This is a genomic window from Streptomyces sp. Tu6071, from assembly GCF_000213055.1.
GTDB lineage: Bacteria > Actinomycetota > Actinomycetes > Streptomycetales > Streptomycetaceae > Streptomyces > Streptomyces evansiae.
On record NZ_CM001165.1, the window covers coordinates 4,745,231 to 4,760,870 of the forward strand.

The following is a 15,640-nucleotide window of genomic DNA, read 5'->3' on the forward strand; positions in this document are numbered from 1 at the left end:
GAACGTGGACGGTGGCCCGGCCGAGCTGGTCGAGCGGGTGGACGAGTGCGACCGCGTGGTGGGGGTGATCGAGCGGGACGAGGCGGTGCGGCGGGGGTGGTTGCACCGGATCGCGGGGAGTGTGTGCCGTGATGCCGAGGGGCGGTATCTCGTGCACCGGCGGGCCGGTGGGGTCGGCCGGTTTCCGGGGATGTACGACTGCGTGGCCGGGGGCGCCGTCGCGGTGGGGGAGGGGTACGAGGCTGCCGCGGCGCGGGAGCTCGCGGAGGAGCTGGGGATCGTCGCCGTTCCGCGGCGCGTGGTCACGTATGTGTGCCGGAGCGGGATGAGTCCGTACTGGCTCGCGCTGCACGAGGTGCTGGTCGCCGGGGTGCTCGCGCCCGACCCTGCCGAGATCGCCTGGTGCGGGTGGCTCACGGAGGCCGAGATGCGCGAGGCGGTGCGCGGGGCGGACTTCGTGCCGGACGGGCGGGAGGCGTACGACCGGTACCGGGCGGCCGGTCAGGCGGGGCGGACGACTCCGTAGAGGGGCATGTAGTAGATGGACTCGACGCGGACCGAGGCGCCCGGCTTGGGGGCGTGGATCATCTCGCCGTTGCCGATGTAGAGACCGACGTGGCTGATGTCGTCGTAGAAGAAGACCAGGTCACCCGGGACGGCGTCGTCGATGCTGACGCGGGTGCCGACCTCGACCTGGTCCCACGTCGTGCGCGGCAGGTCGATCCCGGCGGCCTTCCAGGCGGCCTGGGTGAGTCCGGAGCAGTCGTACGAGCCGGGGCCCGTGGCGCCCCACACGTACGGCTTGCCCATCTGAGCGCGCGCGAAGGCGATCGCTTTCTCGGCCTTCGCGGTGTACGAGCCGGAGGCGGTCCCCGTGCCCCCGCTGGCGCCCGTGCCCGCGCTGGTGCCCGCCCCCGCGCCCGTGCCCGCCCCCGCGCCCGTGCCCGCCCCCGCGCCCGTGCCCGCCCCCGCGCCCGTGCCCGTTGCGCCGTCCGCCGTGACCGACTCCTTCTTGGCGGCCTCCGCAGCCGCGGCCTGTTCCGTTTCGGCCTTCTTCTTCTGCCGGGCCGCCGCCTCCTCCGCCTTCTTCTTCGCCTCCGCCTCCTTGCGGCGTTCGAGCTCGGCGAGGCGGGCTTTCTCCTCGGCGGTCAGGCGAGTGAGGAGTTCGCGGGCCTGCGTGAGCTTGCCCCGCACCTCGGTCTTGCTCGTGCGCAGGTCCTGCTGCGCGGCGGTGAGCTGGTTCAGGCTCTCCTGGGCCTCGGTGCGTTTGCGGGCCGTGGCGGCCTGCTGGTCGCGGAACTCCCGCACCTTCGTGTGCTGGTCGGCGGCGAGGCGGTCGAGCACGTACTTCTGGTCGAAGAAGCTCTGCGGGTCGTCGGCGAGGAGCATCGTGGCGGTGCCGGCGAAACCCCCGCTGGCGTCGCGGTACTGGGCGGCGGCGTAGCGGGCGAGATCCTCGCGGGAGTGGTTGAGGTCCTCGGTGGAGGAGGCGAGCGCGTCGATCAGGCCGTTGGCCTGCGCGCGCTGCTCGTCGGTGCGCTCCTTGGCGGCGTTGTACTTCTGCGTGGCGGTCCCGGCCTCGCGGTAGAGGCTGTCGACCTTGCGCTGGACGTCCTCGACGGAGGGCCGCGCGGCGCCGGGGTCCGCACCGGCCTGCGGGGCGAGCAGTACGACGGAGGTGAGTGCGGCGGTCGTCACACCGAAGCCGGTACGGGCCAGAGCGGGGCTCGGGCGGCGCGGCTTGCGGTGCGCGGGGGCCCGGCGGGCGGCGGCGCGCGGAGGCACCTCGGAAGTGGGGGGCACGCTCGACGTCACGCCGCACGCTCCTTTCGGTCGGGCAAGCGGTGGGGGGCCGCGCCCGGCACGTTAGCCAAGCGGGAGGGCGCGGGGGAAGGACCGCAGGCGATATGCCCGATACATTTCCGGCCCGCATGCCCGATACATTCCGGCCCGCGCCGCCCGCGCCGCCCCCTCCCCCCTACCCGCCCCCGCTTGTCAGTGGAGCCGCCTAGACTCAGGAGGCGATGAGCAGCCTCTTTGACGACAGCTTCCTGGCGGACATGGCCTCCTCCCCCGCATCGGGCGAGGAGCAGCCCCCTCCGCCCCCCGAGGACGGGGTTCCGGCCGAGGAGATCCCGGCCGACCTGTTCGGCGGGAAGTTCGACGCGCCCCCGCCCAGGGACCCGCACTACCGGGACGGCGCGCCACGCCCCGTGATCGACCCGGAGGCGCTGCTCACCGGGCTCAACCCGGAGCAGGCCGCCGCCGTCGTGCACAGTGGTTCGCCGCTGCTCATCGTCGCGGGCGCGGGCTCGGGCAAGACCCGTGTGCTCACCCACCGCATCGCGTATCTGCTGGGCCGGCGCGGGGTGCACCCGGGCGCGATCCTCGCGATCACGTTCACGAACAAGGCCGCGGGCGAGATGAAGGAGCGCGTCGAGCAGCTCGTCGGGCCCCGCGCCGGGGCGATGTGGGTCTCGACCTTCCACAGCGCCTGCGTGCGCATCCTGCGCCGCGAGTCGAAGAAGCTCGGCTTCACGTCGTCGTTCTCGATCTACGACGCCGCCGACTCCAAGCGGCTCATGGCGCTCGTCTGCCGCGACCTGGACCTCGACCCCAAGCGCTTCCCGCCGAAATCCTTCACGGCGAAGATCTCGAACCTCAAGAACGAGCTGATCGACGCCGAGGCGTACGCCGACGAGGTCGCGGGCGAGGCCGCCGGGGCGTTCGAGAAGACGCTCTCGCAGGCGTACACGATGTACCAGGCGCGCCTGCGCGAGGCGAACGCGCTGGACTTCGACGACATCATCATGACGACGGTCCACCTGCTCCAGGCGTTCCCCAACGTCGCCGAGCACTACCGTCGCCGCTTCCGGCACGTCCTCGTCGACGAGTACCAGGACACCAACCACGCGCAGTACACGCTGGTCAAGGAGCTGGTCGGGCCCGCGGACGGCGGTACGGGGTACGACGGCGGCCCGGCGCCCGAGCCGGCGGAGCTGTGCGTCGTGGGCGACGCGGACCAGTCGATCTACGCGTTCCGCGGCGCCACGATCCGCAACATCCTCCAGTTCGAGGAGGACTACCCGAACGCGAAGACGATCCTCCTGGAGCAGAACTACCGCTCCACGCAGACGATCCTCTCCGCCGCCAACGCCGTCATCGAGCGCAACGAGAACCGCCGCCCGAAGAACCTGTGGACCGAGGCCGGCAACGGCCCGAAGATCACCGGGTACGTCGCGGACACCGAGCACGACGAGGCGCAGTTCGTCGCCGACGAGATCGACCGGCTGACCGACGCGGGCGACGCGAAGCCGGGCGACGTCGCGGTCTTCTACCGTACGAACGCGCAGTCCCGTGTCTTCGAAGAGGTCTTCATCCGTGTCGGGCTGCCCTACAAGGTCGTCGGCGGCGTCCGCTTCTACGAGCGCCGCGAGGTCCGGGACGTCCTCGCCTACCTGCGCGTTCTCGCCAACCCCGAGGACAGCGTCCCGCTGCGCCGCATCCTCAACGTGCCCAAGCGCGGCATCGGCGAGCGCTCCGAGGCGATGATCGACGCGCTCTCGCAGCGCGAGCGGATCACCTTCCCGCAGGCGCTCCAGCGCGTCGACGAGGCGTACGGGATGGCGGCGCGTTCGGCGAACGCGATCAAGCGGTTCAACACGCTGATGGAGGAGCTGCGCACGATCGTCGAATCGGGCGCGGGCCCCGCGGTCGTCCTGGAGGCGGTGCTCGAACAGACGGGTTATCTCGCCGAGTTGCAGGCGTCGACCGACCCGCAGGACGAGACCCGCATCGAGAACCTGCAGGAACTCGCCTCCGTGGCGCTGGAGTTCGAGCAGGAGCGGAGCGACGAGGAGGGTACGGGGACGCTCGCGGAGTTCCTGGAGAAGGTCGCGCTCGTCGCCGACTCCGACCAGATCCCCGACGAGGAGGACGGCGACGGCGTCATCACACTGATGACGCTGCACACCGCCAAGGGCCTCGAATTCCCCGTCGTCTTCCTCTCCGGCATGGAGGACGGCGTCTTCCCGCACATGCGGGCGCTCGGGCAGGTCAAGGAGCTGGAGGAGGAGCGGCGGCTCGCGTACGTGGGCATCACGCGCGCCCGCGAACGGCTCTACCTCACCCGCTCCACGCTGCGCAGCGCGTGGGGACAGCCGCAGTACAACCCGCCGTCGCGGTTCCTGGAGGAGATCCCCGCCGACCACCTGGAGTGGAAGCGAACGGGCGCGGCGCCCGCCAAGGTCGCCGCGGGTCCGGCCGCCGGGATCGCCGCCTCGCTCTCCTCCTCGCGCGCCCGGCGCGGCGCGCCCGCGTTCGCGACGCGGCGGGCGGAGGAGAAGCCGGTGGTCGCGCTGGCGATCGGCGACCGGGTGACGCACGACCAGTTCGGGCTGGGGACGGTCGTCGGCGTGAAGGGGGCCGGGGGCAACGCGGAGGCGACGGTGGACTTCGGCGGCGAGAAGCCGAAGCGGTTGCTGCTGCGGTACGCGCCGGTCGAGAAGCTGTAGCGCCGAGCGGGGTGTGGGGCGCGCCGCCCGGGGTGCGGGGCGCGCCGCCCCACACCCGCTCCTCGGGCGCCGGAGGGGCTGATGTCTGCGCGCCCTCTAGGCCGGGTCGAGTCCGTGGCTGCGCAGCCACGGCAGGGGGTCGATCGCCGCGCCCCCGCCCGGCCGTACCTCGAAGTGCATGTGCGGGCCGGTCGAGTTGCCCGAGTTTCCCGAGTGGGCGATCACCTGCCCGGCCTTCACCGCCGTGCCGCTCGGGAGGGTCGTGCTGGAGAGGTGGCAGTACCAGGTCTCCGTGCCGTCCTTCGCGGTGAGGATCGCCATGTTCCCGTATGCGCTGTTCCACTGGCTGCGCACGGTCCCGTCGGTCGCGGCCATCACGGGTGTGCCGTAGGCGACGGGGAAGTCGATGCCGGTGTGCTGCGACATCCAGTTGACGCCCGCCTGCCCGAAGTAGGCGCTGAGGCCGTGCTGCGTGACGGGGAGGACGAACTTGGGGCGCTCGCGCTCCTTGCGCGCGGCCTCGGCGAGGGCGGCCTTGTGCTGCGCCTCCTTCTTCGCCTTGAGGTCGATGCGCTCCTGGGTGCGGCTCGCGCGGTCGGCGACGTCGTCGGCGGCGCGGGAGAGGTCGGCGAGCTGGGTGTCGAGCTTGTTGTTCGCCGCGGCGGCCTCGACGGGCGAGGAGGGGGCGCTCGCCGTATTGGCATTGGCGGTGTCGCCGCCGAAGTCGCCGACCGAGGCGGCGGCGACACCCGCGACGCCCATGACGCACGCGGAGGGCACGGCGATGCTGAGGAGCGCCGAGCGCTTCGCGGGACGGCGTCTGCCGCGCCCGCGCGCGGCCTCGGGCTGCTCGCCCGGCACGTACGGGGGTGCCTCGGCGCCGACGACGGGGAGTTCGCCGGTGTCGCTCACCGGGAGTCTCCCCGTGTCGCTCACCGGGAGCCCGCCCGTGTCGTCCCCGCTCGCGTCCGCCGCGGGCCCGGGGGTGTGCTCGCGCGCCCCGGTGCCGGGCGGGGTGGGGAGCGGGGTGCCGTGCGGGGGCGTGCTCAGGTCGGGGTGGCCGGGCGCGGCGGCGGCCCACGCGGAGGCGTCGTACGTGCCGGTGTCGGCGCCCGAGTGGCCCAGCCCCTCGGAGGCGCCGCCCTGCGCGGGCATCGCCCCGGGCAGGTGCGGGAGCGGACCGTTGTCGTAACCGGTCGTGTTCCAGGAGGCGTTGGCGTAGGTCTCGGCCGGGTAGGCGTGCCCGCCCTCGTAGGCCGGGTAGCCGTAGTCGTAGGCGGGGGGCCGCGGAACGGCGTACGGATCGGCGGTGTACGCGCTCGTCTCGGCGGGGAACTGCCACTGCCCGCTGTCGTGGGCGCCGGGGGCGAAGGCGCCCGGGGCGTACGCGCTCGTGTCGTAGGAGCCGGTGGCGTACGGGTCGTAGCCGCCGTACGCGGCGAAACCGGCGCCGTCCGTACCGGCGCCCGTGCCGCCTTCCTGCGGGTAACCGCCGTAGGCCGGGGCGGGCTCGGGCTGGGCGGCGTAACCGCCGGTGTCCTGGTACGTGGGGTACGGGTCCTGGGCCGCCTGCGCGCCCCAGCCGTACTGACCGCCGTGCCCTGACCCGTCCGTCTCGTGCCCCGGATACTCCGCGTACACGGTGGGGGCGGAACCGGCGGGCGAGGCCGGGGAACTGGTCCCCGAGGGGTGGCGGTCGTTCACCAACATCTCTTTCGCCTCGACGGCAGGGCTGGGAATAGAGATCCCCGGGTGGAACTGGCCGCGACTGTACCCGCCGGTTCGTGCGGCCGACAATCTTCCCGGGGTTTCACCACCTGGGGAAAAGGGCATTCGAGCGGGTTTTGGCAAAGAGCGGGCGGTGTGACGGAGAGTTGTTCGGGCCGTTTTCGATTTCTCCGTAGCGGCGTGTCCGGTCATGGCCCACGCCTGGCGGCTGGATGCGGGACCGTGCGCGGGGCGACGCGGGCGCAAGGCCGCTGGTAGGCGGCCGGTACGGAGGGAAAAGCGGGGGCGCGGGGCGGCGCTGGGGCTTCCGCGCGGCGCGTACGAGGCACCGGGACGCCCCGATGACGCCTCGTGCCGTGGGCGGGGCGGGCGTGTCGCGGCGGTGCGGGGCGGCGGCGGAGGCGCGGGAGGTGTGGGGGAAGTGTGCGGATGTCGGGGGAGCGGGCCGGGCGGCCCCGCCGGGCGGGCTCCTGCGGCGACCGCGCCACCGTGCCGTGCGGCTGACGGCGCGGTGGGCGGCGGCCTCGGAGCGGCTCCGTTTCCCGCGGGGAGTTTTCCCCGGCCGCGCGGCGGAAAAACGGGGACTGCCGGCGGGGAAAGGGGACTGTCAGGGTTCCTGGTGTTCCGCCCATACATATGTGTGGGGGAGGAGTTCGCGTACCGGCACGGCACGCACCCCGTCTCCGGCCCCCGGAACGAGCACCTCGATCTCCGGCCACAGGTCGAGCAGCGTCTGGCGGCAGCGCCCGCACGGCGGGAGCACCCCGCGTCCCCGGTCACCGACTGCGACGATCCGCACGAGCGGCGCCGCCCCCTCGGCCACGGCGGCGCCGAGCACGACGAGTTCGGCGCAGGGTCCGCCGGTGAAGTGGTGCACGTTCACGCCGGTGACGACGCGGCCCTCCGCGTCGCGGGCGGCGGCGGCCACCGAGTGGTTGTCGTCCGTGCCGAGCCGCGCGGCGAGCGCGGTGGCGGCCTGGAGCAGGGCGGGGTCGGGGTTCTCCGTCATGGACGCCACGCTAGGGCGTGTCCGTGGGTGACGCACCGTCCAATTCGGCGCGCATCTCCGCGCGCAGGCGCAGTGTGGCGAGGAGCCGGTGGAAGACGTCGGTCCAGTAGAGGCCCGCGGCGGGTTTGCTGTCCTCGTTCTCCTCGAAGGAGCCGATGAGTTTCTCCAGGTGAGGGGCCTCCGCCGGGTCGAGACAGCGCTCGGCCAGTCCCATGACGCCGCTGAAGCTCCACGGATAACTGCCCGCGTCGCGGGCGATGTTGAGCGCGTCCACGACCGCCCGGCCCAGCTCGGCCGGCCACGGGGTGGCGCAGCCGCTGAGCAACTGGAACGCCTCCGACAGCCCGTTCGCTGCGAGGAAACCGGCCACCCACGCGGCCCGTTCCCCGGCGGGCAGCGCGGCGAGCAGCCTGGCCCGCTCCGCGAGCGCCGTCGCGCCCTGCTCCGCGCCGACCGGCGAACCGAGCAGTGCCCGCGACCACTCCGCGTCCCCCTGCCGCACGGCCGCCCTGCACCACGCGGCGTGCAACTCCTCGCGCCAGCCCTCCGCGACAGGCCGCGCGACGAGCTGCGCCGGTGAGGCACCGCCGAAGTGCTCCGGCCACACCGCGAGCGGCGCCGCCTCGACGACCTGCCCGAACCACCACGCGCGCTCCCCGCGCCCGGCCGGTGGCTTCGCCACGACGCCGTCGTGCTCCATAGCGGCATCGCACGCGCGCGGCGCCTCCACGGCTATCGCGCCCGCCTCCGCCGCTGTCGACTCCGCCCCGTCCGGGCCGACGCACGCGCGGGCCCGCTCCGCCATGCGCGCGGCGAGCGCCGAGCCGGTGAGAGAGGAGAGGAGTTCGGCCGCGAGCGCACGGACATTGCGGCCGCGGTCGTCGAGCGCCGCTTCGAGGAAGGGCTCGTCGGCTTCCGAGAGCCCCGGCCGCAGGCAGTCGAGGAAGAGGAGCCGGTCCTCGGCCCGCTCCTTGGCCCACGTCGGGCCGAGCAGCGCCCGCGCCCGCTCGGGCTCGCTCTCGCGCACCCGGGCGAGCAGGGCGACGCGCTCGGCGAACAGCCCCTCGCCCCACAGCCGTTCGTCGTCCTCGGGGGCGCTCGTCGCGGCCTCGTGCGCGGGCGGTGCCACGATCGTGCGGCGCACGAAGGACCACTCGCGGTTCTGCTCCGCGAGCCACCGCCCCCGTACCCCGGCGAAAGCGAGCACGGCGGGGCGCAGATCGGTGCGGCCCCGGGCCGCGTCGAGCAGCGCGGGGAGGTGCTCGGGCGGGGGCGCGTAGCCGTGCGCGTTGGCACGCTCCAGCCACTGCGGGAGCAGTTCGGTCAGGTCGGGGGCGCTGCCGCGCTGGTCCCCGCGCGCGCCGAGCAGTTGCCCGAGCCGTCGCCGCGCCGCCTCGGGGAGCGGCGGCCTGGCCTCGGCCGCCACGGCCGCGGGCAGGGGCGCGGCGGCTGCGGGCAGCAGGCCCGCCCGGCGCCGTACGGTCCGCAGCGCCGCCTCGTCGAGCAGCGCGCCGGGGCCGTGCGCGCCGTCCGCGCCGGTGAAGGGCCGCCGGTCGGTGCCGAGGAGGGCCGTCGTGACCAGGTCCTCCCAGTCCGGGCCGGATTCCGGGGACCGGGGCGGCGTGCGGGGGGCTGGGGTGGGGGTGACGCTCATGAGGTCTCCGATCCGGGGGAGTTCAGCGCAGGGCGAGGAGCGGGGCGGGTGTCCGCGGGTGGGCGGTGGCTCGCTCCGTACGGTCCGTGTGCTCCGTACGGTCCGCGTGCTCCGTACCGTCCGTGCCGTCCGCGTGCTCGGCTCCGTCCGGCTCCCAGGCCGCCAGGGGCTGGAAGCCGCGGTGGCCGCACTCGCCGAAGACACGCAGGGGGTGTCCGCCCGAGGTGGCCAGGAGGCGCCACAGGCCCGAGGTGCTGGTGAAGGCGCGGGGGAGGGGGAGTGCGGTACCCGTCGACGGCTCGGCGAGCTGCCAGCCGTCCGGGCCGCGCACCGGTATGACGCCGTCGAGCGTGACGGGCCAGGAGTCGAGCCACGGGTCCTCGGCGAGCAGCGCCCCGTACCGCTCCGCCGCCTCCGCGAGCGGCAGCCCGCGCGGCCGGTCCGCGACCGGCACCACGGGGCCGAAGCGCTCGCCCAGCGTCGCGCGCGGCCGTGCCGGGTGGAAGCGCAACTCCGCGTCCAGGCCGAGGCCCACGGGCAGGCTCACCTCGGGCGCCGCACCGGCGGCCCCGTAGGAGAGGAGCAGCGCGGTGCGCCCCGTGCGTGTGCCGTGGAGCCAGATGCGGCGCGTCGTCAGAGAGCCCTCCTGCGTGTCGTACTGGCCCAGCACGAGCCACACATCGCGCTCGCCCTCGGGCGGGGGCGCGGTCTCGGGCAGGCCGAGGCGGCGCGCGACCGTCGCGGCGAGCGGCGCGGGCAGCGACTCGCGCTGCGCCCAGCCCCGTACAAGCAGGTGGAGCAGGGCGCTCTCCTCCAGGAGCCGCACCGGCCAGCCCGGGCCCGAGCCCGGTATCGCGCCGAGTTCGCGGACGCGTGTGGCGAGGCCCTTGGCCTGCGCGTCGACCATCCGCGCCGCCGTCTCCTCCCACATCCCGTACCCCGCCCGCTCGGCGGAGGCGAGCCCGCCGCGCAGCAGGTCGGCGAGGCGCTGCTCCAGCTCGCGCGCGCCCGCCGTGACCCGCTCGGCCCGCCGTTCCGCGCGCTTCCGCGCGGCCTCCGGGTCCGCCTTCTCCGCGGAACCCGCACCCGTGTTGCCCGCGCTCTTCTCAGCCCGCGCGCGCCGCTTCTCGAGCCACTGCCCGGCCCACTCCGGCGGCTCCCCGGCCGGTACCGCGCCGGGACCGGCCGACCAGAGCAGCAGCAGCCCGAGCACGTGCTTGCACGGGAACTTGCGGCTCGGGCACGAGCACGCGTACGCCGGGCCCGCGACATCGGCCAGCGCCTGGTACGGCTTGCTGCCGCTGCCCTTGCACAGCCCCCACACCACCCCCTCCTCCGTCGTCCCCGTCCCCGACCACGGTCCCGCCGTGCCGAGCTTGCTTCCCGCCTTGCGCGACGGCGCGTCCGGTGCCAGCGAGAGCACCTGTTCCGCCGTCCAGCGAACCCCCTGCGAAGTCATGCCGCCCAACGTAGGACGCGCCACTGACAATCCGTCATTACCGCAGGTCAGAGCGATTGTCAGTGGGGTGGTGCAGGGTGGAACACGCATCCGAACCGAAGGGGGAATCGGCTCCATGGCCCTGCCCGCACAGCGAAGCGCCGACGAGCGCCCGCGCACCACGACCGGCACCACGACGGGCCCCGCGAACGGCCCCGCGCAGGACGCGCCGGACCAAGCGCCCGAGGCCCTGCGCCCGCACGCCGAGGACGCCTTCGCCGACGAACTCGCGGCCCTCGCGGCCCAGGACGACCGCCCGCGCCCGGCGCGCTGGCGCCTCTCGCCGTGGGCCGTCGCGACCTACCTGCTCGGCGGCACGCTCCCCGACGGCACTGTCATCACCCCCAAGTACGTGGGCCCGCGCCGCATCGTCGAGGTCGCCGTCACGACCCTCGCGACCGACCGCGCCCTCCTCCTGCTCGGCGTTCCGGGGACCGCCAAGACGTGGGTCTCCGAGCACCTCGCCGCCGCCGTCAGCGGCGACTCGACCCTCCTCGTGCAGGGCACGGCGGGCACCTCGGAGGAGGCCATCCGGTACGGGTGGAACTACGCCCAGCTCCTCGCGCACGGCCCCAGCCGCGACGCCCTCGTGCCGAGCCCCGTCATGCGCGCCATGTCCGAGGGCATGACCGCGCGGGTCGAGGAGCTGACCCGCATCCCGGCCGACGTCCAGGACACCCTTATTACGATCCTCTCGGAAAAGACCCTTCCCATCCCGGAGTTGGGCACCGAGACGCAGGCCGTGGGCGGGTTCAACCTCATCGCGACCGCGAACGACCGCGACCGGGGCGTCAACGACCTCTCCAGTGCGCTCCGCCGCCGCTTCAACACGGTCGTCCTGCCGCTCCCCGAGAGCGTCGAGGCCGAGGTCGACATCGTCTCGCGCCGCGTCGAGCAGCTCGGCCGCTCCCTCGAACTCCCCGAGGTCCCGGCGGGCGCCGAGGAGATCCGCCGCGTCGTCACGGTCTTCCGCGAGCTGCGGGACGGGATCACGGCGGACGGCCGCACGAAGGTCAAGACGCCCAGCGGCACGCTCTCCACGGCCGAGGCGATCTCCGTCGTCACCGGCGGCCTCGCCCTCGCCGCGCACTTCGGGGACGGGGTGCTGCGCCCCTCGGACGTCGCCGCCGGGATTCTCGGCGCGGTCGTACGGGACCCGGCGGCCGACCGCGTCGTGTGGCGCGAGTACCTGGAGGCCGTCGTCCGCGAGCGCGAGGGGTGGCAGGACTTCTACCGGGCCTGCCGCGAGGTGAGCGCATGAGCCGCCCGAAGGCCGCGCCGCTGCTCCTCGGGGTGCGCCACCACGGCCCCGGCTCGGCGCGCGCGGTGCGGGCCGCGCTCGACGCGGCGCGTCCCGCCGTCGTCCTGATCGAGGGCCCGCCCGAGGCCGACGCGCTCGCCCCGCTCGCCGCGGACCCCGGCCTGCGCCCGCCCGTCGCGCTCCTCGCCCACCTCGTCGACGAGCCCGCGCGCTCCGCCTTCTGGCCCTTCGCCGCCTTCTCGCCCGAGTGGACGGCCCTGCGCTGGGCCGCCGCGCACGAGGTCCCCGTCCGCTTCATCGACCTTCCGGCGGCCAACAGCCTCGCGATGCGGGACGAGGAGGAGCGCGAGCCGGCGGACGGCGAGGGGGACGGGGACGGGCAGGAGGTACGGGAGGACGACACTCCGGCCCAGGACGCGGTCCGCCCCGGCGACGCGGGCTCCGGCGACGCGGGCTCCGGCGACGCGGGCTCCGGCGACGCGGGCTCCGGTGACGCGGGCTCCGGTGACGCGGGCTCGGGCCATGCGGACGGCGACGCGGCCCCGGCGGCCGTGCGGATCGATCCCGTCGCCGTACTCGCGGAGACGGCCGGGTACGACGACCCGGAGCGCTGGTGGGAGGACGTCGTCGAGCACCGGAGCGGCCCGGCGGGGGAGGGCGCGGAGGCTGAGGGCGATGCCGAACCCCCGTACCCCTTCGGCGCCTTCGCCGCGCTCGCGGAGGCGATGACGGCGCTGCGCGAGCGGTACGCGGACGGCGGGCACCCGCAGGACGCGGTGCGCGAGGCGCACATGCGGCTGTGCCTGCGCGCCGCCGAGAAGGAGTTCGGGCCCGAGGCGGTGGCCGTCGTGTGCGGTGCCTGGCACGTACCGGCGCTGGCCACGCGCGTCCCGCTCGCCACCGACCGCGCGGCGCTGCGCGGTCTGCCCAAGGCGAAGACCGCGCTGACGTGGGTGCCGTGGACGCACCGCAGGCTCGCGCGGGCGAGCGGCTACGGCGCGGGCATCGAGTCGCCCGGTTGGTACGGGCACCTTTTCGCCGCCCCCGACCGGCCCGTCGAGCGGTGGCTCACGAAGGTCGCCGGGCTCCTGCGTGAGGAGGACAAGCACGTCTCCTCGGCGCACGTCATCGAGGCGGTACGGCTCGCCGAGACGCTCGCCGTCATGCGCGGGCGCCCGCTCGCGGGGCTCGGCGAGACGATGGACGCGGTGCGCTCCGTCATGTGCGAGGGCTCCGACGTGCCGCTCGCGCTCGTGCACGACCGGCTCGTCGTCGGCGACGTGCTCGGCGAAGTCCCCGACAGCGCGCCCGCGATGCCGCTCCAGCGCGACCTGACCCGCCTCCAGCGCGCCCTGCGCCTCAAGCCGGAGGCCCTGGAGCGCACCCTCGAACTCGACCTGCGCAAGGACAACGACGTCGCCCGCAGCGGCCTCCTGCACCGGCTGCGGCTGCTCGGCGTCGACTGGGGCGTCCCGGCCGCCTCGCCCGGCAGCACGGGGACGTTCCGCGAGACGTGGACGCTGCGCTGGGACCCCGAACTCGCGGTCCGGGTCGCCGAGGCGGGCATCTGGGGCACGACGGTCCTGGGCGCCGCCGAGGCCCGCGCGAGCGCGCGGGCGGCGGAGGCGAAGCGGCTCGGCGAGATCACCGCGCTCGTCGAGGCGTGCCTGCCCGCCGCGCTGAGCGAGTCGCTCCCGCATGTGATGCGCGCGCTCGCGGACCTCGCCGCGCTCGACACGGACGTGGCTCGCCTCGCCGAGGCGCTGCCCGCCCTCGTCCGCACCCTGCGGTACGGCGACGTGCGCGGCACCGACACCGGCGCCCTCACCGAGGTCGCCGCGGGGCTCGCCGAACGCGTCTTCGTCGGCCTCCCTCCGGCCTGCGCGGGCCTGGACGAGGAGGGCGCGGAGGCGGTCCGCAAGCACTTGGACGCGGTGCACGGGGCGGTCGGTCTCCTCGCGGACTCCCTGGAGTCCGGGGCATCGAAGTCCGGTGCTGCGGCGGGGAGTTCGGCGGTCGGTGACGCGCCGGGCGAGGGCTCCGGGACGGGCTCCGGGGTGGGCTCGGGGTCGGGCGCTCCCGCCCCGGTCCTCCCGCACGACGGCCTGCGGCGGCGCTGGTACGGGGTGCTCCGGCGGATCGCCGGGCGGGACTCGGCGGCCGGGGTGGTGCGGGGCCGGTGCGCGCGGCTGCTGCTCGACGTGGGCGAGTGGGAGCAGGAGGAGGCGGCGCGGGTCATGGGGCTCGCGCTCTCGCCGGGGACGGCCCCGGCCGAGGCGGCGGCGTGGATCGACGGTTTCGTCGGCGGCGGGGCGCCGGGCGGCGGTCTGCTGCTCGTGCACGACGAGCGGCTGCTCGGGCTCGTGGACGAGTGGCTCGTACGGGTCCCCCCGGCCGCGTTCACGGATGTGCTGCCGCTGCTGCGGCGCACCTTCTCCGCGTACGAACCGGCCGTGCGCCGCTCGCTCGGCGAGCTGGTGAGGCGCGGGCCCGGCGGCGGGACACGGGACGGCGGCGGGCCCGGGGTGAGCGGGACGGTGCCCGGCTTCGGGACGGGGCTCGACGAGGCGCGCGCCGCGGCGGTCGTGCCGGTGGTGCTGCGGCTCCTGGGGCGGGCGGCGTGAGGAGCGGCGCGGGTGCGGGGGCGGGTGTGACGGTGCGGGACACGGAGACGGAGAAGGGGCGGAACGCATGACGGGCCATGAGGTGGCGGAGGTCCTTCCGGAGGGGGAGCGCCTGCGGCGCTGGCGCCTCGTGCTCGGCGGGGACCGGGGCGCGGAGGGCACGGGGGCCTCGCTGAGCGGGCGTGACCTCGCGATGGACAAGGCGCTCGCCGCGCTCTACGGGGGACGGGACGGCGGGGACGGGCAGGCGCGCGGCGGCCGTCGGCAGGGCGGGCTCGGCGGCTCGGCCCCCGACGTGGCGCGCTGGCTGGGCGACATCCGTACGTACTTCCCGACGTCCGTCGTGCAGGTGATGCAGCGGGACGCGATCGAACGGCTGGGCCTCTCCGCGCTGTTGCTGGAGCCGGAGATGCTGGAGGCGGTCGAGGCGGACGTGCATCTCGTCGGCACCCTGCTCTCGCTCAACAAGGCGATGCCCGAGACGACGAAGGAGACCGCGCGGGCCGTGGTCCGCAAGGTCGTCGAGGAGCTGGAGAAGAAGCTCGCGGCGAAGACCCGGCAGACCGTCACGGGGGCGCTCGACCGCAGCGCGCGCGTCAACCGCCCCCGGCACCAGGACATCGACTGGAACCGGACTATCGCGGCGAACCTGAAGAACTACCTCCCCGAGTACCGCACCGTCGTCCCGGAGAAGCTCATCGGCTACGGGCGGGCCGCACGCGGCGTCAAGAAGGACGTCGTGCTCTGCATCGACCAGTCGGGCTCGATGGCGGCCTCCGTCGTCTACGCCTCCGTGTTCGGCGCGGTGCTCGCCTCGATGCGGTCGCTCGACACCCGCCTCGTCGTCTTCGACACCTCCGTCGTCGACCTCACCGACCAGCTCGACGACCCCGTCGACGTCCTCTTCGGGACCCGGCTCGGCGGCGGCACGGACATCAACAGGGCGCTCGCGTACTGCCAGTCGAAGATCACCCGGCCGAGCGAGACGGTCGTGGTGCTCATCAGCGACCTCTACGAGGGCGGCATCAAGGACGAGATGCTGAAGCGGGTCGCCGCGATGAAGGCGGCCGGCGTGCAGTTCGTGACGCTGCTCGCGCTCTCCGACGAGGGCGCCCCCGCCTACGACCACGAGCACGCGGCGGCCCTCGCGGCCCTCGGCGCCCCCGCCTTCGCCTGCACCCCCGACCTCTTCCCGGAGATCATGGCCGCCGCCATCGAGAAGCGCCCCCTCCCCGTCCCGGACCCGGAGACGACCCCCTCGGGACAGGGCGCGCGGTGACCGGCGCGGAGCTGCGGGGGAGCACTGAAACCGCAGGTCAGGGCCCCCGCGCGAGCGGCACCCCGTGCCAAGG

The 15,640-nt window shown here is 74.8% G+C and carries 10 protein-coding genes; 5 read left to right on the forward strand and 5 right to left on the reverse strand.

Going from position 1 to position 15,640, the window contains the following annotated elements:
* Nucleotides 1–4: 4 nt before the first annotated feature.
* Nucleotides 5–526 (forward strand): NUDIX hydrolase, encoded by a 522-nt coding sequence (locus STTU_RS19945; protein WP_007826150.1) that lies wholly within the window; start codon nt 5–7, stop codon nt 524–526.
* Here STTU_RS19945 and STTU_RS19950 read toward each other — a convergent pair.
* Nucleotides 502–1,803: an NlpC/P60 family protein gene (locus STTU_RS19950; protein WP_420713574.1), complete on the reverse strand. Its 1,302-nt coding sequence runs from the start codon at nt 1,801–1,803 to the stop codon at nt 502–504. The two genes, STTU_RS19945 and STTU_RS19950, sit on opposite strands and share 25 nt — an antisense overlap.
* Before the next feature lie 221 nt (nt 1,804–2,024).
* On the opposite strand from STTU_RS19950, the gene pcrA reads away from it, so the two are divergent.
* The gene (gene pcrA, locus STTU_RS19955; RefSeq protein WP_043255778.1) at nt 2,025–4,514 is read left to right on the forward strand and encodes a DNA helicase PcrA; all 2,490 of its coding nucleotides are present in this window, start codon (nt 2,025–2,027) and stop codon (nt 4,512–4,514) included.
* A gap of 96 nt (nt 4,515–4,610) precedes the next feature.
* Here pcrA and STTU_RS19960 read toward each other — a convergent pair whose 3' ends face one another.
* From STTU_RS19960 to STTU_RS19975, 4 genes are all read right to left on the reverse strand, one after another.
* Nucleotides 4,611–6,224, reverse strand: a complete 1,614-nt coding sequence (locus STTU_RS19960; RefSeq protein WP_007826155.1) for a peptidoglycan DD-metalloendopeptidase family protein — start codon at nt 6,222–6,224, stop codon at nt 4,611–4,613.
* Between the two features lie 625 nt (nt 6,225–6,849).
* Nucleotides 6,850–7,251 carry a cytidine deaminase family protein gene (locus tag STTU_RS19965; RefSeq protein WP_007826157.1) on the reverse strand — a complete coding sequence of 134 codons (402 nt, stop codon included), beginning with the start codon at nt 7,249–7,251 and terminating at the stop codon, nt 6,850–6,852.
* A 10-nt stretch (nt 7,252–7,261) separates the two neighbouring features.
* A complete protein-coding gene (locus STTU_RS19970; protein WP_007826167.1) occupies nt 7,262–8,905 on the reverse strand; it encodes a DUF5691 domain-containing protein in 1,644 nt (547 codons plus the stop codon).
* Nucleotides 8,906–8,927: 22 nt separating this feature from the next.
* Nucleotides 8,928–10,364, reverse strand: a complete 1,437-nt coding sequence (locus STTU_RS19975) for an SWIM zinc finger family protein (protein ID WP_007826168.1) — start codon at nt 10,362–10,364, stop codon at nt 8,928–8,930.
* A gap of 115 nt (nt 10,365–10,479) precedes the next feature.
* Here STTU_RS19975 and STTU_RS19980 point away from each other — a divergent pair, with 115 nt between their 5' ends.
* The 3 genes from STTU_RS19980 to STTU_RS19990 all read left to right on the forward strand — a co-directional run bounded on the left by STTU_RS19980 (nt 10,480) and on the right by STTU_RS19990 (nt 15,567).
* Nucleotides 10,480–11,664 (forward strand): ATP-binding protein, encoded by a 1,185-nt coding sequence (locus STTU_RS19980; protein ID WP_007826170.1) that lies wholly within the window; start codon nt 10,480–10,482, stop codon nt 11,662–11,664.
* Nucleotides 11,661–14,288 (forward strand): DUF5682 family protein, encoded by a 2,628-nt coding sequence (locus STTU_RS19985; RefSeq protein ID WP_043255781.1) that lies wholly within the window; start codon nt 11,661–11,663, stop codon nt 14,286–14,288. The genes STTU_RS19980 and STTU_RS19985 overlap by 4 nt, the downstream gene beginning before the upstream one ends.
* A 67-nt stretch (nt 14,289–14,355) precedes the next feature.
* On the forward strand, nt 14,356–15,567 hold the full coding sequence (locus STTU_RS19990; RefSeq protein ID WP_007826172.1) for a VWA domain-containing protein: 1,212 nt from the start codon (nt 14,356–14,358) through the stop codon (nt 15,565–15,567).
* Nucleotides 15,568–15,640: the final 73 nt, after the last annotated feature.